General features: G+C 64.1%; 18 protein-coding genes. 10 read left to right on the plus strand and 8 right to left on the minus strand.

All coding sequences use genetic code 11. The features are described from left to right. The first annotated feature begins 94 nt into the window (after positions 1-94). The 4 genes from prfB (at position 95) to LI72_RS11380 (ending at position 4,704) form a co-directional block, all read left to right on the plus strand. A complete protein-coding gene (prfB, locus tag LI72_RS11365) occupies positions 95-1,222 on the plus strand; it encodes a peptide chain release factor 2 (protein ID WP_017672410.1) in 1,128 nt (375 codons plus the stop codon). After that, complete coding sequence (locus LI72_RS11370; RefSeq protein ID WP_052129744.1) at positions 1,212-1,943, plus strand: class I SAM-dependent methyltransferase; 732 nt, start codon at positions 1,212-1,214, stop codon at positions 1,941-1,943. Before prfB ends, LI72_RS11370 begins: the two co-directional genes overlap by 11 nt. 94 nt (positions 1,944-2,037) lie before the next feature. After that, the gene (locus LI72_RS11375; protein WP_033926324.1) at positions 2,038-3,441 is read left to right on the plus strand and encodes an NAD(P)H-dependent flavin oxidoreductase; all 1,404 of its coding nucleotides are present in this window, start codon (positions 2,038-2,040) and stop codon (positions 3,439-3,441) included. A gap of 102 nt (positions 3,442-3,543) precedes the next feature. After that, on the plus strand, positions 3,544-4,704 hold the full coding sequence (locus LI72_RS11380) for an acyl-CoA dehydrogenase family protein (protein WP_033925942.1): 1,161 nt from the start codon (positions 3,544-3,546) through the stop codon (positions 4,702-4,704). A gap of 23 nt (positions 4,705-4,727) precedes the next feature. Here the strand turns inward: LI72_RS11380 and LI72_RS11385 are convergent, their stop codons facing one another. After that, the gene (locus LI72_RS11385; protein ID WP_033925943.1) at positions 4,728-4,910 is read right to left on the minus strand and encodes a hypothetical protein; all 183 of its coding nucleotides are present in this window, start codon (positions 4,908-4,910) and stop codon (positions 4,728-4,730) included. A gap of 233 nt (positions 4,911-5,143) precedes the next feature. Here LI72_RS11385 and LI72_RS11390 point away from each other — a divergent pair, with 233 nt between their 5' ends. Then, complete coding sequence (locus tag LI72_RS11390; RefSeq protein WP_033925944.1) at positions 5,144-6,334, plus strand: CaiB/BaiF CoA transferase family protein; 1,191 nt, start codon at positions 5,144-5,146, stop codon at positions 6,332-6,334. Positions 6,335-6,371: 37 nt separating this feature from the next. Here LI72_RS11390 and LI72_RS11395 read toward each other — a convergent pair whose 3' ends face one another. The 4 genes from LI72_RS11395 to LI72_RS20490 form a co-directional block, all read right to left on the minus strand. After that, a complete protein-coding gene (locus LI72_RS11395) occupies positions 6,372-6,746 on the minus strand; it encodes a PilZ domain-containing protein (protein ID WP_033926325.1) in 375 nt (124 codons plus the stop codon). A 129-nt stretch (positions 6,747-6,875) separates the two neighbouring features. Further along, entirely contained in the window at positions 6,876-7,340 is a 465-nt protein-coding gene (gene dksA, locus LI72_RS11400; protein WP_017672417.1) for an RNA polymerase-binding protein DksA, read from the minus strand. Positions 7,341-7,608: 268 nt separating this feature from the next. Continuing rightward, positions 7,609-7,839 carry a hypothetical protein gene (locus LI72_RS20310; protein WP_197051913.1) on the minus strand — a complete coding sequence of 77 codons (231 nt, stop codon included), beginning with the start codon at positions 7,837-7,839 and terminating at the stop codon, positions 7,609-7,611. Positions 7,840-8,058: 219 nt separating this feature from the next. Next, positions 8,059-9,177, minus strand: a complete 1,119-nt coding sequence (locus LI72_RS20490; protein ID WP_231562446.1) for a hypothetical protein — start codon at positions 9,175-9,177, stop codon at positions 8,059-8,061. Between the two features lie 239 nt (positions 9,178-9,416). Here LI72_RS20490 and serS point away from each other — a divergent pair, with 239 nt between their 5' ends. Continuing rightward, positions 9,417-10,688, plus strand: a complete 1,272-nt coding sequence (gene serS, locus LI72_RS11420) for a serine--tRNA ligase (RefSeq protein WP_033925946.1) — start codon at positions 9,417-9,419, stop codon at positions 10,686-10,688. 203 nt (positions 10,689-10,891) lie between these two features. On the opposite strand, the gene LI72_RS11425 is transcribed toward serS, so the two are convergent. The 3 genes from LI72_RS11425 to purF all read right to left on the minus strand — a co-directional run bounded on the left by LI72_RS11425 (position 10,892) and on the right by purF (position 15,814). Continuing rightward, positions 10,892-13,294 carry a TonB-dependent receptor gene (locus tag LI72_RS11425; RefSeq protein ID WP_052129745.1) on the minus strand — a complete coding sequence of 801 codons (2,403 nt, stop codon included), beginning with the start codon at positions 13,292-13,294 and terminating at the stop codon, positions 10,892-10,894. Positions 13,295-13,628: 334 nt separating this feature from the next. Next, entirely contained in the window at positions 13,629-14,342 is a 714-nt protein-coding gene (locus LI72_RS11430; RefSeq protein WP_033925947.1) for an SDR family NAD(P)-dependent oxidoreductase, read from the minus strand. Between the two features lie 11 nt (positions 14,343-14,353). After that, positions 14,354-15,814: an amidophosphoribosyltransferase gene (gene purF / locus LI72_RS11435; protein WP_033925948.1), complete on the minus strand. Its 1,461-nt coding sequence runs from the start codon at positions 15,812-15,814 to the stop codon at positions 14,354-14,356. Between the two features lie 138 nt (positions 15,815-15,952). Here purF and hisI point away from each other — a divergent pair, with 138 nt between their 5' ends. The 4 genes from hisI to LI72_RS11455 all read left to right on the plus strand — a co-directional run bounded on the left by hisI (position 15,953) and on the right by LI72_RS11455 (position 19,217). Continuing rightward, positions 15,953-16,318: a phosphoribosyl-AMP cyclohydrolase gene (gene hisI / locus LI72_RS11440; protein ID WP_033925949.1), complete on the plus strand. Its 366-nt coding sequence runs from the start codon at positions 15,953-15,955 to the stop codon at positions 16,316-16,318. Then, a complete protein-coding gene (locus LI72_RS11445; protein ID WP_033925950.1) occupies positions 16,315-16,845 on the plus strand; it encodes a hypothetical protein in 531 nt (176 codons plus the stop codon). The genes hisI and LI72_RS11445 overlap by 4 nt, the downstream gene beginning before the upstream one ends. 41 nt (positions 16,846-16,886) lie before the next feature. Next, positions 16,887-17,315, plus strand: a complete 429-nt coding sequence (locus LI72_RS11450; protein ID WP_052129746.1) for a MerR family transcriptional regulator — start codon at positions 16,887-16,889, stop codon at positions 17,313-17,315. A 99-nt stretch (positions 17,316-17,414) separates the two neighbouring features. After that, positions 17,415-19,217, plus strand: a complete 1,803-nt coding sequence (locus LI72_RS11455) for an acyl-CoA dehydrogenase C-terminal domain-containing protein (protein ID WP_033925951.1) — start codon at positions 17,415-17,417, stop codon at positions 19,215-19,217. Positions 19,218-19,310 lie beyond the last annotated feature (93 nt).

Below are 19,310 nucleotides of genomic sequence, written 5' to 3' on the forward strand. Positions count from 1 at the left end.
TTGCCGCCCAAGATCAATCGCCATTGCGGTGCAGGGCTTTGCGATTGGCGGGCAATCGGCTAGAGCGCGGCACCAAGTTATCAGGAGTGAACCCATGCGTGCCGAAGGGCAGGCCCATATCGATACCATCAACGCCGCGCTGGCACTGGTCCGCAAGTTTCTGGACTGGGACCGCGCGCTGCGTCGCCTCGACGAGCTCAACGCCCGTGTCGAGGACCCGACGCTGTGGAACGATCCCAAGGCCGCAGAAGAGGTCATGCGCGAACGGCGCAGGTTGGAACAGGCGATCGGCACGGTCAACGAGATCGGCGCCGAGATGGCCGATGCCATCGAATTCGTCGAACTGGGCGAGGCCGAGGGCGATGACGAGACCATCACCGAAGGGCTCGCGAGCCTGAAGGCGCTGGCCGAACGGGCCGAGCGTGACAAGGTGCAGGCGCTGCTCGCGGGCGAGGCTGACAGCTACGACACCTATCTCGAAGTCCATGCCGGCGCCGGCGGCACCGAGAGTCAGGACTGGGCCGAGATGCTGCAGCGCATGTATTCGCGCTGGGCCGAACGGCGCGGCTACAAGGTCGAACTGGTCGATTATCACGCGGGTGAACAGGCGGGTATCAAGTCTGCCACGTTGCTGATCAAGGGTGAGAACGCCTATGGCTTTGCCAAGACCGAAAGCGGCGTGCACCGGCTGGTGCGGATTTCGCCGTATGACAGCTCGGCGCGGCGGCACACCAGCTTTTCCAGCGTCTGGGTCTATCCGGTGATCGACGACAATATCGAGATCGAGGTCAAGGAAAGCGACCTCAAGATCGATACCTATCGCGCCTCGGGTGCGGGCGGCCAGCATGTCAACACCACCGATTCGGCGGTGCGCATCACGCATATTCCCACCGGCATCATCGCCGCCAGCCAGAACGACCGTTCGCAGCACAAGAACCGCGCGACCGCGATGAACATGCTGAAGGCGCGGTTGTACGAGGCCGAACTGCAGAAGCGCGAGGCCGAAGCTTCGGGCGAATATGCCGCGAAGACCGAAATCGGCTGGGGTCACCAGATCCGGTCCTACGTCCTGCAGCCCTATCAGCTGGTCAAGGACCTGCGCACCGGGGTCACCTCGACCGCGCCCGGCGACGTGCTCGACGGCGCGCTCGATCCGTTCATGGCGGCCGCATTGTCGCAGAAGGTCACCGGCGAGAAGGTGGACGTCGAAGATGTCGACTGACCGGTTCGGCCGGCGGGCGGGGCTGGTGCTGGCAACGGCATGGCTTGCTGCCTGCCAGCCGGCATCGGGTGATCAGGGCGACCGGCCGGAAACCGCACGCGCATTTCCGCGGGCCGACAGGCCGGTGGCTGGCGTGGTCAGCAACGAGTTCTCGAACGAGGAAGCCCGCGACGACCGCAACGAGGCGACCACGGTGATGGACCTGGCGGGCATCACGCCCGGAATGACGGTGGCCGATATCGGCGCCGGCAATGGCTATTACACGGTGCGCCTGGCCGAACGCGTCGGCGCGGAAGGCCGGGTGCTGGCGCAGGATATCGACGATGCAGCGCTCAAGCGGCTGGGCACCCGCGTCGAGCGCGAACGACTGGACAATGTCTCGATCAAGCCGGGCGATGCCGATGATCCGCGTCTGCCCGAAGCGAGTTTCGACCGCATCTTCATGGTGCACATGTACCACGAGGTGACCGAGCCCTATGCGTTCATCTGGCGGCTGCGGCCCGCGCTCAAGAAGGGCGGGCAGGTGATCGTGGTCGATGTCGATCGGCCGACCAACCGGCACGGCATTCCGCCCAAGCTGCTGTTCTGCGAGTTCGAGGCAGTGGGCTACAAACTGGTCGAGTTTATCGAGAAGCCCGAGATTGCCGGCTATTTCGCGCGGTTCGAGGCGGCGGGCCCCGCGCTTGCGGTGGACCAGATCAAGGGATGCGACCAGCCCTGACCGGTTCAGGCAACGCACCCGCCAGCCGGGCGTTTTTATTGGGCATTTGCTGCGCAGCATGTTTATACGGCTGCGCCAATGTGGGAGCGAATACGTGTTTAAGGGTTTGAAGCCGATTGTTTATGGCGGACGCGAAGTCTGGCCGCTGATCGAGGGCGGCAAGGGCGTCTCGGCCACCAACCATGCCAGTTCGGGCGCGTGGGCGGCCGCGGGCGGCATCGGGACGGTGTCGGCGGTGAACGCGGACAGCTATGACGAAGACGGCAACGTCATCCCCCAGGTCTATCATGGGCGCACGCGCGGCGAACGCCATGAGGAACTGATCCGCTATGCGATTGCGGGCGGCGTCGAGCAGGTCCGCCGCGCCTATGAAATCGCGGGCGGCAACGGCGCGATCAACATCAACGTGCTGTGGGAAATGGGCGGCGCGCAGCCGATCCTGCACGGCATTCTGGAACAGACCCGCGGCATGGTGGCAGGCGTCACCTGCGGTGCGGGCATGCCCTACAAGCTGTCCGAGATCGCGGCCCAGTACAATGTCAGCTATCTGCCGATCGTCAGCTCGGCGCGCGCCTTCCGTGCGCTGTGGAAGCGCGCCTATCACAAATATGCCGATCTGATGGCGGCGGTGGTCTATGAAGATCCCTGGCTGGCGGGCGGCCACAACGGCCTGTCCAACGCCGAGGACCCGCGCGTGCCGCAGGACCCTTATCCCCGCGTCAAGGCGCTGCGCGAAACGATGCGCGCCGAAGGCGTGTCGGAAGACGTGCAGATCGTGATGGCAGGCGGCGTCTGGTATCTGCGCGACTGGGAAAACTGGATCGACAATCCCGAGCTGGGCGCCATCTCGTTCCAGTTCGGCACCCGTCCGCTGCTGACGCAGGAAAGCCCGATCCCGCAGGGCTGGAAGGACGAGCTGACCAAGATTCAGCCCGGCGACGTGCTGCTGCACAAGTTCAGCCCGACCGGCTTCTATTCCAGCGCGGTGCGCAATCCGTTCCTGCGCAGCCTGGAGGCCCGCTCAGAGCGGCAGATCCCGTTCTCGACCGAAACCGCAGGCGAACACACCGCGCAGCTTGATGTCGGGGTGAAGGGCAAGAATTTCTGGGTCACGCCGGAAGATCTGCAGCGCGCGCGCCGCTGGGACGCGCAGGGCTTTACCACCGCGCTCAAGACGCCCGACAATACCCTGGTGTTCTGCACGCCCGACGAGCGCGCCGAAATCCGCAAGGATCAGGCCGATTGCATGGGCTGCCTGTCCCATTGCGGGTTTTCCGCCTGGAAGGACCACGACAATTTCTCGACCGGCTATCTGGCCGACCCGCGCAGCTTCTGCATCCAGAAGGCACTGCAGAACATCGCGCACGGCGAGGATGTCGACAAGAACCTGATGTTCGCGGGCCATGCCGCCTATAATTTCGGCACCGATCCGTTCTATTCCAACGGCTTCGTGCCGACGGTCAAACAACTGGTCGACCGGATTCTCACCGGCGATTGATGCTGGCTCGTCCTCGCGCAATGCCTGGCATATCTGGGCATTGACGCGGGGCGCTTTCTCCCCCATCCCCTTGTTAACCGTTCGATTAACAAGGGTGCGGAGATGGATTTCAACCTGACAGGCGATCAGGTCGCGCTGCGCGATACGGTGCGGCGCTTTGCCCGCACCGAGCTGATCCCTCTGGCCGCCGAACTGGAGCGCGATAACCGCCCGGTGCCGCGTGCGATGGTGCGCCGCTATGCCGAAATGGGTCTGCTGGGCATCAACACGCCCGAATCTCTTGGCGGTCTGGGGCTGAGCAATCTGGATGCCCTGGTGGTGCTGGAAGAGCTCGCCAAGGTGAGTTCGGCCATCGCCTTTCCCGTGTTCGAAGCCTGCGTCGGCCCTGTCCGCGCGATCCAGCATTTCGCTCCGGAAGCCCTCAAGCAGAGGATCGTGCCGCAGGTCTGCGCCGGCGAGATGATCGTCGCCGTTTCGATGTCGGAACCTGCCGCCGGCACCGCGCTCACCGATCTGACCACGCGCGGCGTGATCGCCGACGGCAAGGTGACGATCAACGGCACCAAGCGCTGGTGCTCGGGTGGCGGGCATTCCGATGCCTATCTGGTCTATACCCGGTTGTCCGATGCGCCAGGGGCCAAGGGCATTGGCGCGGTGCTGGTCGAAAAGGGCACGCCGGGCCTTAGCTTCGGCCAGCCGGAGACGCTGATGGGCTTTCGCGGCGTGCCTTCGGCCGACCTGATCTTCGATGACTGCGTGGTGCCCGAGGGCAATATCGTGGTGCCGGCGGGCGGCTTTGCCAAATTGATGGAAGCCTTTGACCTGGAACGCTGCGGCAATGCCACCATGGCGCTGGGTCAGGCCTCGGGCGCGCTGGAAGACGTCATCGCCTATGTCCAGGAACGCCAGCAGTTCGGCAAGCCGCTGGTCGATTTTCAGGCGGTGCAGATGAAGCTCGCCGAAATGCAGATCGAGGTCGAGGCGGCGCGGCTGTTGATCTGGCGCGCGGCCGCGAACTCGGACCAGGGGCTGCCCTCGATCCTCGACAGTTCGTCCGCCAAGTGCTTTGCCAACCAGATTGCCCGCACCGTCACCGGCAATGCGGTGCAGCTGATGGGCGGCTATGGCTATTCCACCCAATATCCGATGGAACGCCGCATGCGAGATGCATGGGGCTGGGGCATTGCCGGGGGTGCGATCGATATTCAGAAGGTGAACATCGCCAGCGCCATGATCGGTCGGCGCTTCGACCAGAGGCGCTAGGCGATGTCAGTATCCCGTCGCCGTCAGCTGGCGAAGCGCGACTTGGCCTTGCGCAGCAACCGGCCCCAATGCTTGCGGTCGCGCGACTTGAGAGTCTCGTCGTTGACGCGGGCCTGCAGGACCTTGCACGTCTCCTCACCGTATTTACGGTGGATAGAAGCCAATTCTTCATCATCCTTGCGCCGCTGCTCGGCGCTTTCAAACAAGCTCAATACCATAAACCCCCCACGGAAAAAGGCACAACCCGCTATTCCAGGCCAAGACACCCCTGCTCCGGCGGCGCGGAATATACCTCCAAATCGGAGGATTCCGCAACTGCGAAACGCTCTGCTTCGGTCCGAAAAGCCCGGTTTTGTGCCATTTTCGATCAACCAGCGCCGGTATCGCACGGGAATATGGCTGGGATCATGACAATTTCATCGCAACGAGGAGCGCCACGGTGGCAGAATCAATCTGGACGATAAGCGATATTGCCGCGACCGGCCCGCTGGCGGGTGTGCGCGTGCTCGACATGTCGAGCGTTGTCATGGGGCCGCTGGCCACGATGATGCTGGGCGACATGGGCGCGGATGTCATCAAGGTGGAGAACAAGGGCGGCACGCATGCCGGCGACATGATGCGCTATGCCGGTGCATCGCCCACCGGCGACTTGGGCCCGATCTTCATGGCTCTCAACCGCAACAAGAAGGCCGTGACCATCGACGGGCGTGACGCCGAGGGCAAGGCGCAGCTGGAAACCCTGCTGCGCGAGGCCGACGTCTTCTTCCACAACGTCCGCATGGCCGGGATGGAGCGGCTGGGGCTGGATTATGAATCGGTCCGGAAGATCAACCCCGGCATCATCTACATCCATTGCTGCGGCTATGGCGCCGACGGCCCCTACGGCAAGCGTCAGGCCTATGACGATCTGGTGCAGGCCGCATCGGGCTGGGCCGATCTCTATGCCAAGCGGTCGAACGGCGCGCCCGCCTATACCCCCTCGCTGGTGGCCGACAAGACCGTGGGGCTGTTTGCCACCACCGCGACGCTTGCGGCGCTGGTGCACAAGGAGAGGACCGGGCAGGGGCAGTTCGTGTCCGTCCCCATGTTCGAGTGCTTCACCTTCTTCAACATGGTGGAAAACCTCTACGGGCAGACGTTCCCCGGCGAGGGCAAGTTCGGCTACACCCGCTCGATCAATCCGCGCCGCAGGCCCTATCCCACCAAGGACGGCTACATCGCCATCGTTCCCTATGTCGACCGGCAATGGGCGCGCTTCTTCGAGATTGGCGGGCGTCCGAACGTGTTCGAAGACCCAAGGTTCTCAACCTATGAGGAGCGGACGAAGCACACCGGAGATCTGTACGCGATCATCGAGGAGGTGGCCGCAACCAAGACCACCGATGAATGGGTGGAACTGCTCGACAAGGAAGATATCCCTGCGATGCGGTTCAACACCATCGAGACCGTGCCCGACGACCCGCACCTGAAGGCGACCGGCTTTTTCATGGACATGGATGCGCCGCACATCGGACCGTACCGGACGCTGCGCCACCCCATCGCCTTTGCCGGCAGTCCGGCCAATCAGCGGCTGGCCCCGCAGAGCGTCGGCGCGCAGAACGGTGACCTGCCTCGGCCGGCCAACGATTGAGGCCGCTTGCTTTCGCGCTGGCTGGCCGCTGGGCCGGTCAGCGTGTGAAGGACGGGCTGTGCGTGAGCGGCGTGCGCAGATAGCGCGGGGTGTCGTCGGCGGCGGTGCCCACCGGCTTGCGCGCCAGCTTGGGATTGACCGGGCGGTTGAACGCGACGCCGAAGCGGCCGCTGCGCGCCCAGGCGATTTCGCCGCGGACCGGGCCGATGTTGCGCAGGTTGACGACGATGCTCTGCCCCTGGGTCACCTCCAGATCGGATTCGACCATCATGCCCCCGGCGGACAGGTTGCGCACCTTGACCTTGTGCTGACCGCCTGTGTCCTCGATCGTGAGATCCGCCAGCAGAAACAGGCTGTCTCTGGCGCGAGCCTCCTGGCTTTCTAGCGAATTGGGGCTGACAGGAATGGTCATCGGTCCGGCATCCAGGCTTGAGATCACGCGGTGCCCTCACCATGGCGGGGACGTCGTGCGCATGAGTCTTATACCCGCTGGAATGTCGCCAATTGGTTAATACCAAGGTCAGGCGATGCGGACGATGGCTCAATCGTCGCGAGAAATCTTCTCGCGGCGTTCGTGCGCTTCCTGGGCTTCCACCGTCATCGTGGCAATCGGGCGGGCGACCAGACGCCCCAGACCGATCGGCTCTCCGGTGACCTCGCAATAGCCGTATTCGCCCTCGTCGATCCGGCGCAGCGCAGAATCGATCTTGGCGATCAGCTTGCGCTGGCGGTCGCGGGTGCGCAGCTCGATGCCCCAATCGGTTTCGCTCGAGGCGCGATCGTTGAGGTCCGGCTCGCGCATCGGGCCGTCCTGCAGCTGCTGCAACGTGTCCTTGGAGGCTGCCAGAATGGAGCGCTTCCATTCCTGCAGCAGGGTGCGGAAATATTCCAGCTGGCGGGCAGACATATAGTCTTCATCGGGCGAGGGGAAATAATCGCCAGATATGTTCCTGCGCGCCTTGGCCAGCACATCGATATCGTCGATTGCCGTCGAAATGGACGCCATTGAATGCTCCCGGTGATTCTGCAGCACCGCCGCCATGCGCCCAGGGTCGGACACATCCCGTCGGCCTTTGGTTGCAGCGGCCTATAGCCAGCGGCAAGGGGGCATACAAGCTGCAAAGCTAGGGATTTGGCGAGAATCCGTCGGTTTGTCCCGGGGATGCAAGCTTGCCGTACCGGCACCCACCCACGGCGCGGCAAAAGCCCGGCTTGGTGATTGGCATGGGTTAATTTTGCCTGACGTTTCGGTTCCAAATCGGGACAGGGGGTGGTCACAAGGCAGCAAAGGCGCAAATTTTTGTCGCGCGGATTGTCAAATCAAGGTTAACACCATTGAGATTAACGCTTTGTTCTGGCTTGCCTTGCATATCGGGATGCTGACCCGACCTCGGTTTTGGTATCGGTCGTCGCAAGCAGTCTCCCAGGTCTGAGAGAGAAAAAACGATGTCTGTACGGATGGCCTTGGCAAAATTGTGCGCCTGCACCTGCGGTGGAGCAATCATCGGCGGCGGTGCAGTGCATGTCGCAGACACGCCTCCTGCGCAGGTGAAGCAGTACCGGCAAACCAAGACCACCAAGCCGATTCGCGGTCGCCAGATCGCCAAGGTTGCGCCTCGCAAGGTGAAGCGCGCACGCCGCATGGTGGCCCGCACCCCGGTGCAGACACCGCAGGTCATCACGGTCACCACCCAGCAGGCCCCGATCCCGCTGCCCTTGCCCGCCTATCCGCAACAGGATTCGGGCGGCTTCTCCGGCGGTGGCGGCGGCTTCCCGGTCGTGGTCGGCGGTAGCGGCGGCTTCGGCGGCGGATTTGGCGGCGGCTTCTTCGGCGGCTTCTTCGGCGGCGGCGGTGGCGGCGGCGGCAGCGTCGTGATCTCGTCGACCGGATCGACCAGCACCTCGACGGGCGGATTCACCAGCACGGGCGGATCGACCAGCACCTCGACCGGTGGCTTCACCAGCACCGGTGGCTCCACCAGCACGTCTTCGGGCAGCATCTCCACCGGCGGCATTTCGACCTCGACCGGGGGTGTCAGCACCTCCACCGGCGGTGTTTCGACGTCCACCTCCACTGGCGGCGTCAGCACCTCGACCGGTGGCGTCTCGACCTCCACCGGCGGTGTCAGCACGTCCTCGGGCAACGTCTCGTCCTCGTCGGGCAATGTTTCGTCCTCGTCGGGCAACGTGAGCTCGTCGAGTTCCTCGTCGTCATCTTCAAGCTCGTCGTCGTCGAGCTCCTCGTCGTCAAGCTCGTCTTCCTCGTCTTCGGGCGGCGACAAGCCTGGCAAGCCGGGCGGTTCGTCGGGCTCGAGCGGTTCGTCGGGCTCGAGCGGTTCGTCGGGTTCGAGCGGTTCTTCGGGCTCCAGCGGCTCGTCGGGCTCCAGCGGCTCGTCGGGCTCCAGCGGCTCGTCGGGCTCGAGCGGTTCGTCGGGTTCGAGCGGTTCGTCGGGTTCGAGCGGTTCGTCGGGTTCGAGCGGTTCGTCGGGTTCGAGCGGTTCGTCGGGTTCGAGCGGTTCGTCAGGCTCCAGCGGCTCTTCGGGTTCGAGTGGCTCGTCGGGTTCCAGCGGATCGAGTGGATCATCGTCCTCGTCTTCGTCGAGCAGCTCGTCGAGCTCATCCTCGTCCAGCACGTCGTCGGGCGCGACGTCGACCGGCAGCTCGTCCAGCTTCGGCGGCACCAGCAGCGGCAGCAGCGGTTCGACCGGATCGAGCGGCAGCACCGGTTCCTCGGGCTCGTCCAGCTCGTCGTCCTCGTCCTCGTCTTCGTCGAGCAGCTCGTCCAGCTCCAGCGGCGGCACCAGCTCGACCGGCGGCACCGACGTCCCGGCTCCGCCCGCCATCCTGCTGTTTGGTGCGGGCGCCGTGGCGCTGGCAGCGCGCCGTCGCTTTGCCAAGCGCAAGGAAGACTCCAAGCGTGATGCGGCCTGATCGGCTGGCGGCGTCCGTCACCGCCGCCTGACGATCATCCGCCTTTCGGAAAAGGGCGATCCCGGCACAGCCTGGGTCGCCCTTTTTTGCTGTCAGCGACACGCGATTGCGCATTGCATCGGGGCAGGCGGGCAGGGCATAGGCTGGCGCCATGCACGACATCAAATTCATCCGCGAAAACCCCGAAGCCTTTGACGCCGCACTCGCGCGCAAGGGGCTTGAACCTGTGGCTGCCGAGATCATCGCGCTCGATGCGACGCGGCGCGAAGCGCTGAATGAATCGCAGGCGGCGCAGGCGCGGCGCAACGAGGCCTCCAAGCTGATCGGCCAGGCCATGGCGCAGAAGGATGCGGCCAAGGCCGATGCGCTGAAGGCCGAAGTGGCCGAGCTCAAGACGCGCCTTGCCGATCTGGAAGAACAGGCAAGGGCAGGCGATGCCGCGCTGGCCGAACGGCTCGCAGCTTTGCCCAACCTGCCCGCCGCCGATGTTCCCGATGGCGTCGACGAGGCCGGCAATGTCGAGATCAGCCGCTGGGGCGACCAGCCGCAGTTCGGTTTCGATCCCAAGGAACATGCCGATATCGGCCCCGCCCTGGGCATGGATTTCGAGACCGCCGCCAAGATCGCTGGCGCGCGCTTTACCTTCCTGCGCGGCGGCATCGCCCGGATGAACCGCGCGCTCGGCCAGTTCATGCTCGATGCGCAGGTGGCGCGCGGCTATAACGAATGCGCGACGCCCTATCTGGTGCGCGATGAGGCCGTGTTTGGCGTGGGTCAGCTGCCCAAGTTCGCCGAGGACCTGTTCCAGACCACCGATGGCCGCTGGCTGATCTCGACATCCGAGGTCAGCCTGACCAACAGCGTGCGCGAGCAGATCCTGACGGCGGCCGAACTGCCGATCCGGCTGACCGCGCTGACCCCGTGCTTCCGGTCCGAGGCGGGCTCTGCCGGGCGCGATACGCGCGGCCTCATTCGCCAGCACCAGTTCGAGAAGGTAGAGCTTGTCACCATCGCCGCACCCGACCAGTCGGCGGCAGAACATGAGCGGATGTGCGAGGCGTCCGAGGCGATCCTGCAGGCGCTGGGCCTGCCCTACCGCAAGATGCTGCTGTGCGCGGGCGACATGGGTCAGGCGAGCCGGAAGACCTATGACCTTGAGGTCTGGTTGCCGGGGCAGAATGCCTATCGCGAGATCGCCAGCATTTCCAACTGCGGCGACTATCAGGCGCGCCGCATGAACACGCGGTTCCGCCCCGAAGGCGAGAAGGGGACGGAGTTCGTCCACACGCTCAACGGATCGGCGCTGGCGATCGGCCGGACTTTGGTGGCGATCGTCGAGAACTATCAGCAGGCCGATGGCTCGGTCCGGGTGCCTGACGCGCTGGTGCCGTACATGGGCGGGGTCGAGATACTGCGGCCCTGACCTCTTCGCTTTTCTCCTTGTGGGGGACCAGCGTGGCCAGGCAGCGCGCTGCGGATGCCGCAGCGGTGGGGGTGAGGGTTGCGGCTGGACGCCAGCAGCAGATCATTCCAGCCGGCGCACAATCCCGAAGGATTACCCCCACCCAACCCTCCCCCAGCAGGGGGAGGGCTTTTCCGTTCGCAACTCCAGGCGAGGCTGCCCGGTCAGAATTTCGCCGCCACCTGCACGCCGTACAGCCGCGGTTCGCCCGCAATGAAGGTCGCCGTGCCGAACGCGCCGCCGGTATTGCCTGCGTCGATCAGATAATCCTCGTTAGTGAGGTTGCGGGCAAAGGCGGTGATCTCGTAACGGCCCTCGTCAAAGCGAACGCCGGCGCGGGCATTGACCAGCAGATAGCCGTTTTCGCTCAGTCGCTCGGTGTTCGGGATTTCGAAGAACTGCTTGCTCGAGTAGGTAACGGTCGGGAACAGGAACAGCTCGGCGCTGTCGCCCATCGGAATCGTCACGTCGATACCGGCAGCAGCCTGGTGCTTGGACTGCAGGCGGAAACGGTTGTCCTGGAAGGCCGGGTTGGGCGATTCGATCTTCGCGTCGATAAAGGCATAGTTGGCGAACAGGCGGACATTTTCGCCGATCCGCAGCGCACCTTCCACTTCCACGCCGAAGTTGCCGGCGTTGCCTGCATTGACAGGGACGACCTGTCCCTGCTCGTTGAAGAAGCTGGTCTGGAAGTTCGAATAATCCTGATAGAACACGCCGACCGATCCGGTGAAGCTGCCGAAAGCGGCCTTGATGCCACCTTCATAGTTCCAGATCTTCTCTTCCGGCACGAGCGTGAAGTTCGCCACGGCGCCGGTGGGGCGGGCAGTTGCGCTGAGGTTCAGCACCGGTGAACGCCGGCCCTTGGAAACGGTGGCGTAGACATTGACCTCGTCGGTGACGCGGTAGAGCGCGTTGAAGCGCGGCAACCACGCATCAAAATTGTCCTCCGCCCGGAAAATCTGGCCGCCGGTGTCAGCCGCGCCCAGCAGCGAGACGCCGCGCACGCCCAGCGATGCAAAGATCTGGCTTCCTGGCTGAACGGCCGTGTAGGTCGACGAGCGGTCTTCGTAGAGATAGCGCACGCCTGCCGACAGCTCGAACCGGTCGGAGACGTCGAAAGTCAGATCGGCGAACACCGAATAGACAGAATTCTTGCCGCCATTGGTGAACGAGCTGGAATAGGGCAGCACGGTGGCCGCACCTCGCGTCAGGATCGCGGTGGCGTTGCGTGCAGGGTTGGTGCTGTTGAGCGCGCCGCAAGTCGATGCGCCGGGCACCCCGAGAACTGCAGCGACATTGTTGCGTACCGCCGCAAATGCGGCGAACGGCGCGCAGCTGATATAGGTGCCTTCATCAGTCACAAACGGCACGGCCTGGGTGCCCTGCTCGTGGAACAGGTTGAAGCCGAAGAAGCCGCGCAGCCGGTCACTGTCATAGGCAAAGCGCGTCTCGTGGCTGAACTGTTCCCCCTGCGCATCCTCGGCGAATTCGAGGAAGAACAGTGCGCTGCCGTCGGCGTCAAACGTCTCGAGGCTGTCGAACTTGCGATAGCCGCTGATCGAGGTAAGCGACCAACCACCGCCCATCGGCGTCTGGAAAGTGACACTGGCGTCATAGACTTCGCGGTTGAGGCCCAGCTCGGGCAGACCCAGGATCGCACGGCTGAGGTCGGCAGGCGCGCCGCCGAGTTCGGCAAAGGTGTACGGGCTGGTGGTGCCGCCGGTCGGCGCGATTGATCCTGACTTGAACGCGGTGCCGGGGTTGCGCTGCTGTTCGTAGTTGAACACGAAATCCATCGTGCTTTCGGCGGTCGGCCAGATGCGCAGCGAACCACGCACCGCAAACTGGTCGATACCGTTGAGGTCAGCCTGCTGCTGGCCCACGGTGCGTGCCGAGATCGTCCCTGTGTCGCCTGCAATATTGCGGATGTAGCCGTCGCGCTTCTTGTACGAAGCGGCGATGCGGCCTGCGATCTTGTCGTTGCCGACGTTGATCATCGCGCGGCCTTCATCCAGGCCGAAGTTGCCATAGCTTGCGCGCAGGTCTGCCGAAACGCCTGGCTCGGGCTTCGCGGTAACAACGGAGATTGCGCCGATGGTAGCGGCGGTGCCGAAGAGGGTGGCCTGCGGACCCTTGACGACCTCGATGCGATCGATGTCGAACAGGTCGAAATACGAGCCGCGCGAGCGCGAGACATCGATGCCGTTGAGATAGATCGTCACGCGCGGCGCAATCTGGGCGCTGCCCGAATCCGACGTGATGCCGCGGATAACGAAGCCGGGGTTGTTGGCGCTCTGCTCCTGGATGTTGAGGCCCGGGATATAGGCGGACAGCTCATCGAATTCGTCGATGCCGATCTTGTCCATCTGCTCGCCGGTGATCGCGGATACCGTGAGTGGCACGTCCTGGATCGACTGTTCCCGCTTTTGCGCAGTGACGATAATGGTGTTGTCGTTGCGGGCTTCGTCATCGGCTTGTTCCTGTGCAAGTGCGGGGGCAGCCGACAGGGCGAACGCGAGCGCGAACAGTGAAGTCTGAACCGGAGTCGAAAGCGGGTAACGCATCGGGACATATCCTCGAAATGAGTGTGAATGCCCGCCCCATGCATGCAGCCGGCGACTTTTGTGCGTCGCAGCAATTACACATTTATGGCGATTTGGAGTTTCGTTTGTAACATCGCGACAGGCGCGGGTGTGCCGTAGCGGAAGGACCAGGCTGGCGGAGATCACGAGGCCTGCTTCTCCCCTGCCGCCGGCGCGGGGGGCAGGTTCAGCTTGCTGAACCGGGGTGGGCCCGACGCCATGACCTGTGGATGTTCGCACCCCGCTTTCACCCGCGGCCCAGCCACCGCTCCCGCGAGCGGGAGGGGAGAGGTCACTGCGATGAGGGAATCGGGACTTAGCCCTGCAGGACCAGACGGTGGTTGGTCTCGAAGCTGGTCGATACCAGATCGGCGATGGCCGATGCGACCACATCGGGTTCCTTGACCGTGGCGGGATCTTCGCCCGGATAGGCCTTGGCGCGCATCGCCGTGCGGGTGCGGGCCGGGTCGACGATCGCGGTGCGGATGCTGCTCATGTTGCGCATCTCTTCGCCATAGGACGCCAGCAGCACCTCGAGCGCGGCCTTGGATGCACCATAGGCACCCCAGAAGGCGCGCGGTGCGGCAGCGACCGAGCTGGTAAGGCCGATGACGCGGGCGTTGCTGCTCTTGCGCAGCATCGGGTCGAAATAGGCGATCATCGCCTGCGTGCTCAGCACGTTCAGCGTCATCAGGCGGTTGAACTCGGCTCCGTCGATGGTCGAGACCGGCCCCAGGCTGCCCAGCATCGCGGCATTGAGCACAAGGATATCGAGCGCCTGCCAGCGACCGCTGATCGCGGTGGCCAGCCGGGCGATGCTGTCGCCGTCGGCAAGATCGAGCGGCGCGATGGTGGCGCTTCCGCCCGCTTCGAAGATCGCATCCTCGACGCTTTCAAGATCCTTGGCGGTGCGCGCCGTGAGGATGACGTGCGCACCGCGTGCGGCCAGCGCCTTTGCGGTCGCAGCGCCAATGCCGCGGCTTGCACCCGTCACCAGGGCCAGCTGCCCGTCCAGTACCTTGTCCGTCATGAAGAGTGTCCTCAGCCCGCGACCCGTTCGGCCAGCAAGGTCAGCTGGTTGGGCTGATCGCGCTCGGCAAGGTCGGTGAGGGTGGTGGGATAGTCGCCGGTGAAGCAGGCGTCGCAATAGCGTGGACGGTTGTCGTCGCGGTTGGCTTCGCCGAGCGCCCGGTACAGGCCGTCGATCGACAGGAACGACAGCGAATCCGCCTGGATGAACTGGCGCATTTCCTCGATCGATTTCTGCGCGGCGAGCAGCTTGGAACGTTCGGGCGTGTCGACGCCGTAATAGCAGCTGTGCATGGTCGGCGGGCTGGCGATGCGCATGTGCACTTCGGCGGCGCCCGCATCGCGCATCATCTGGACGATCTTGAGCGACGTGGTGCCGCGCACGATCGAATCGTCGATCAGCACTAGTCTTTTGCCGCTGATCAGCGGCTTGTTGGCATTGTGCTTCAGCTTGACACCCAGATGGCGCACCCCGTCGCCCGGCTGGATGAAGGTGCGGCCGACATAATGCGACCGGATGATACCCAGCTCGAACGGCAGGCCCGATTGCTGAGCATAGCCGATGGCCGCAGGGGTGCCGCTGTCCGGAACGGGAACCACCAGATCGACATCGACCGGGTTTTCCATCGCCAGCTGCGCGCCGATCGCCTTGCGCACCGAATAGACCGACGATCCGTCGACGATCGAATCGGGGCGCGAAAAATAGACATGCTCGAAGATGCACGGCCGCGATGCCTTGTCGGCAAAGGGCCGGTGCGAGCGGATTTCGCCGCCGCTGACGATCACCAGTTCGCCCGGATCGACGCTGCGCACGAATTCTGCGCCCACGATGTCGAGCGCCACGGTTTCCGACGCGAAGATTACCGCATCGCCGATACGGCCCATCACCAGGGGACGGATGCCCAGCGGGTCGCGGCAGGCGATCATGCCCGTTTCCGTGAGGCAGATCAGCGAATAGGCGCCTTCGACCTGCTTGAGGGCGTCGATGAACTTGTCGAGCAGCGTCCGGTAGCGCGAGGTCGCGACCAGATGGATGATCGTCTCTGTGTCCGAGGTCGACTGGAAGATCGACCCGGTGCGCACCAGATCGTGCCGCAGCTTCATGGCATTGGAGATGTTGCCGTTGTGCGCGATGGCAAAGCCGCCCGATGACAGCTCGGCATAGAGCGGCTGCACGTTGCGCAGCGCGGTCTCGCCGGTCGTCGCATAACGGACATGGCCGATCGCCGAATCGCCCTTGAGCGCACGCATCGTGTCTTCGGAATCGAAATTGCCCGCCACATGGCCAAGCGCCTTGTGGTTGTGGAAGGTGCGGCCATCGAAGCTGCTGATGCCAGCCGCCTCCTGTCCGCGATGCTGCAGCGCGTGCAGCCCCAATGCGACCATTGCGGCGGCATCGGTGGCTCCGGCCACACCAAATACGCCGCACTCTTCGCGCAGCTTGTCGTCTTCAAAAGGATGAGTGGTGATCATGTCGCGCGCCCGATTCGGTTGCCGCCGGCTGGTTCGGCTTCCCTATAGGCACGCAAATGGGGTTTGTCTTGCTTTTGTCACAGGTCATTTTTCGTTAACCGTGTTGCACGCCGCGCTGGGTGCGATTAACCGGGCGCGATGGCAGATGTGCGCGAAACCGGGCTGGCCCTGGACCCCAAATATGACGCCGCAGGGCTGATCACCGCCTGTGTCACCGACGCAGCCAGCGGCGCACTGCTGATGGTGGGCCATATGAATGCCGAGGCCTTGCAGCTGACGCTGGAAAGCGGCGAGGTGCATTTCTGGTCCCGTTCGCGCGCAAGCCTTTGGAAAAAGGGCGAAAGCTCGGGCAATGTGCTGAAGCTCGTCGAGCTGCGGATCGATTGCGACCAGGATGCGGTCTGGGTGATCGCATCGCCCGCCGGCCCGACCTGCCACACCGGCGCGCCATCGTGCTTCTACCGCCGGGTGACCAGTGATGGCGCGCTGGAGCGGATTGCATGAAGCGCACGCTCGCTCTGGTCTGCCTTCTGGTGGCGGGGTGCAGCGAGACTCAGGCCGAGGGCGATGGCGCGGCGGTGACGCCGCTGGATGCCGCCGCCATCGATGCAGGCGTGATCGCCGATCCCAAGGCGATCGATCTGGCGGGCAGCTTTGCCGATACCGGCGGCACCGGCAGCGATGCCTTTTGTGCGCGCGGCAATCGCGAGCAGGGATACAAGGTCGGCGTGCTGGTCACCTTTGGCGGTTCAACCCAGTGCGAGGGCACGGGGCGGGCAGAACTGACCGGAGAACGCGCGCGGATCAGCCTCAGCCGTACCGGTCGCGGCAAGGCGATCACAGGCTGCAGCTTCGATGCGTATTTCGATGGCAGCGCGCTGGCGCTGCCCGGCAGCGTGCCCGCCGGGTGCGCGGCGGCGTGCGGGGACCGTGCCAGCCTGGCCGGGGCCTCTTTCGCGTTGGTCGAACAGGGCAATGCCGCCGCCCGCAATGCACCGGGGCGTGCCATCGACCAGCTCTGCGCGGACTGATTCTGCTTGACGTTTACGTCAAGGGAATGTAGCTCGGCATCATGCACGACCGTTCGACCCTTGGCCGCATCGATACCCCCGACCTCCAGAACCGGGACAGCTACACCATCTCCGATCTTTCGGACGAATTCGGTGTAACTGCACGGGCGCTGCGCTTTTACGAGGATGAAGGGCTGATCGCCCCCGAACGCAAGGGCCTGACCCGCGTCTATTCCAAGCGCGACCGCGCCCGGCTGGCCTGGATCATGCGCGCCAAGAACGTGGGCTTCAGCCTCGGCGAAATCCGCGAGATGATCGATCTCTATGATATCGGCGACGGCCGCCGCGAACAGCGCCGCGTCACGCTGCAGCGTTGCAAGGAGCGCATCGCGCTGATGCGCAAGCAGAAGAAGGATATCGAAAGCTCGATCCAGGAGCTTTCGCAATTCGTGAAGATGGTCGAGCAGGTCGACCGCACCGACCAGGCCTGACGGCCCCAAGCGTTTTCGGGCGGTTGCCGGCACGGACCACGCCCGCTTTCCCAGGCTACCCCGCCTGCATTTGACGTTGAACCTTGAGAGGACAGCAAGATGCCCAAATATACCGCCCCCGTGCGCGATACGCAGTTCATCCTGACCGAAGTTCTTGGCATCGAGAAATATTCGAACCTGCCGGGCTTCGACAATGCCGCCCCCGACGTGCTGTCGGCCGTGCTGGAAGAGGCCGGCAAGTTCGTCGAGGAAGTGCTCTTCCCGCTCAACCAGATCGGCGATCAGCAGGGCTGCACCCGTCACCCCGACGGCACCGTGACCACGCCCGATGGCTTCAAGGCTGCGTATGAGCAATATTGCGAAGCGGGCTGGGGCACGCTGGCCGCACCCGAAGAGTTCGGCGGCCAGGGCATGCCGCATGTCGTGGGCATCGCGTTCGAAGAGTTCATGTCGTCGAGCAACATGGCGTTTGCCATGTACCCCGGCCTGACCCACGGCGCGGTCTCGGCGATCCTCGCCAAGGGCAGCCAGGAGCAGAAGGAAAAGTACGCGCCCAACATGATCAGCGGCAAGTGGGGCGGCACGATGAACCTGACCGAACCGCATTGCGGAACGGACCTGGGCCTCATCCGCACCAAGGCGGTGCCGCAGCCCGGTGGCACCTATGCCATCACCGGCACCAAGATCTTCATTTCGTCGGGCGAGCATGACCTGACCGAGAACATCATCCACCTCGTCCTGGCCAAGACCCCCGATGCGCCTGACAGCGTCAAGGGCATCTCGCTGTTCATCGTGCCCAAGTTCCTCGTCAACGACGATGGCTCGCTGGGCGAGCGTAACGCGGTGTCGTGCGGCTCGATCGAGCACAAGATGGGCATTCACGGCAACTCGACCTGCGTGATGAACTATGACGGCGCGACCGGCTATCTGGTGGGCGAAGAGAACAAGGGCTTGGCTGCGATGTTCATCATGATGAACGCGGCGCGCCTCGGCGTCGGCGGGCAGGGCCTGTCGATGGGCGAAGTCTCGTACCAGAACGCGGTGCAATATGCAGGCGACCGCCGCCAGGGCCGTGCGCTCACCGGCGCACAGGATGCCGATGAGAAGGCGGACACCCTGTTCGTCCACCCCGACGTCCGCCGCATGCTGATGGAAGCCAAGGCGATCAACGAGGGTCTGCGCGCGCTGATCCTGTGGGGCGGCCTGCAGGTCGACCTGACGCACAAGGCGCAGACCGAAGAAGAGCGCGTCGCTGCCGACGACATCATCAGCCTGCTGACCCCGGTCATCAAGGGTTATGGCACCGACAAGGGCTATGAGATCGCCACCAACATGCAGCAGGTCTATGGCGGCCATGGCTATATCGCCGAATGGGGCATGGAACAGTATGTCCGCGATGCGCGCATCGCGATGATCTATGAAGGCACCAACGGCGTGCAGGCGATGGACCTCGTCGGCCGCAAGCTCGCCCAGAACGGCGGCCGCGCGGTACAGACCTTCTTCGGCATCCTCGACAGCGAATGCGCCGATGCCAAGGGTGACGAGCGGCTTGCCGATTTCGCCGGGCGTCTGGAAAAGGCAGCCGGAGAGCTCAAGGCCGCCACGATGTGGTTCATGCAGAACGGTCTGATGAACCCCAACAATGTCGGCGCAGGCGCGCACAGCTACATGCACATCATGGGCATCGTGGCGCTGGGCCTGATGTGGCTGCGGATGATGCGCGCCTCGATTGCGGCGCTGGATGCAAGCACCGGAAACGCGGTGTTCTATGAGACCAAGCTCAAGACCGCGCGCTATTTCGCCGAGCGGATCATGCCTGATGCAGGGGCTCTGCGGCGCAAGATCGAAGCCGGGTCCGAAGCGATCATGGCCCTCGAGCCGGAGCTGTTTGCTGCAGCCTGACGGGCTTAACTTTCACGCCTGTCAGTAAAAAGGGCGCCTTCTCTTGCGAGAGGGCGCCTTTTTCATGTCGTTTTGCGACGAGCTGAAAGTTGT

This window comes from Sphingomonas sp. 35-24ZXX (assembly GCF_000786215.1).
Taxonomy (GTDB): domain Bacteria; phylum Pseudomonadota; class Alphaproteobacteria; order Sphingomonadales; family Sphingomonadaceae; genus Blastomonas.

What these genes read in the sequence shown, in the direction of transcription:
- LI72_RS11450 (WP_052129746.1), top strand. Translation starts at nt 16,887, where the DNA reads ATGCACGACCGTTCGACCCTTGGCCGCATCGATACCCCCGACCTCCAG.
- LI72_RS11455 (WP_033925951.1), top strand. Translation starts at nt 17,415, where the DNA reads ATGCCCAAATATACCGCCCCCGTGCGCGATACGCAGTTCATCCTGACC.
- serS (WP_033925946.1), top strand. Translation starts at nt 9,417, where the DNA reads ATGCACGACATCAAATTCATCCGCGAAAACCCCGAAGCCTTTGACGCC.
- purF (WP_033925948.1), bottom strand. Translation starts at nt 15,814, where the DNA reads ATGATCACCACTCATCCTTTTGAAGACGACAAGCTGCGCGAAGAGTGC.
- LI72_RS11430 (WP_033925947.1), bottom strand. Translation starts at nt 14,342, where the DNA reads ATGACGGACAAGGTACTGGACGGGCAGCTGGCCCTGGTGACGGGTGCA.
- LI72_RS20310 (WP_197051913.1), bottom strand. Translation starts at nt 7,839, where the DNA reads ATGATTGCTCCACCGCAGGTGCAGGCGCACAATTTTGCCAAGGCCATC.
- hisI (WP_033925949.1), top strand. Translation starts at nt 15,953, where the DNA reads ATGGCAGATGTGCGCGAAACCGGGCTGGCCCTGGACCCCAAATATGAC.
- LI72_RS11425 (WP_052129745.1), bottom strand. Translation starts at nt 13,294, where the DNA reads ATGCGTTACCCGCTTTCGACTCCGGTTCAGACTTCACTGTTCGCGCTC.
- dksA (WP_017672417.1), bottom strand. Translation starts at nt 7,340, where the DNA reads ATGGCGTCCATTTCGACGGCAATCGACGATATCGATGTGCTGGCCAAG.
- LI72_RS11445 (WP_033925950.1), top strand. Translation starts at nt 16,315, where the DNA reads ATGAAGCGCACGCTCGCTCTGGTCTGCCTTCTGGTGGCGGGGTGCAGC.
- LI72_RS11395 (WP_033926325.1), bottom strand. Translation starts at nt 6,746, where the DNA reads ATGACCATTCCTGTCAGCCCCAATTCGCTAGAAAGCCAGGAGGCTCGC.
- LI72_RS11380 (WP_033925942.1), top strand. Translation starts at nt 3,544, where the DNA reads ATGGATTTCAACCTGACAGGCGATCAGGTCGCGCTGCGCGATACGGTG.
- prfB (WP_017672410.1), top strand. Translation starts at nt 95, where the DNA reads ATGCGTGCCGAAGGGCAGGCCCATATCGATACCATCAACGCCGCGCTG.
- LI72_RS20490 (WP_231562446.1), bottom strand. Translation starts at nt 9,177, where the DNA reads ATGGCGGGCGGAGCCGGGACGTCGGTGCCGCCGGTCGAGCTGGTGCCG.
- LI72_RS11370 (WP_052129744.1), top strand. Translation starts at nt 1,212, where the DNA reads ATGTCGACTGACCGGTTCGGCCGGCGGGCGGGGCTGGTGCTGGCAACG.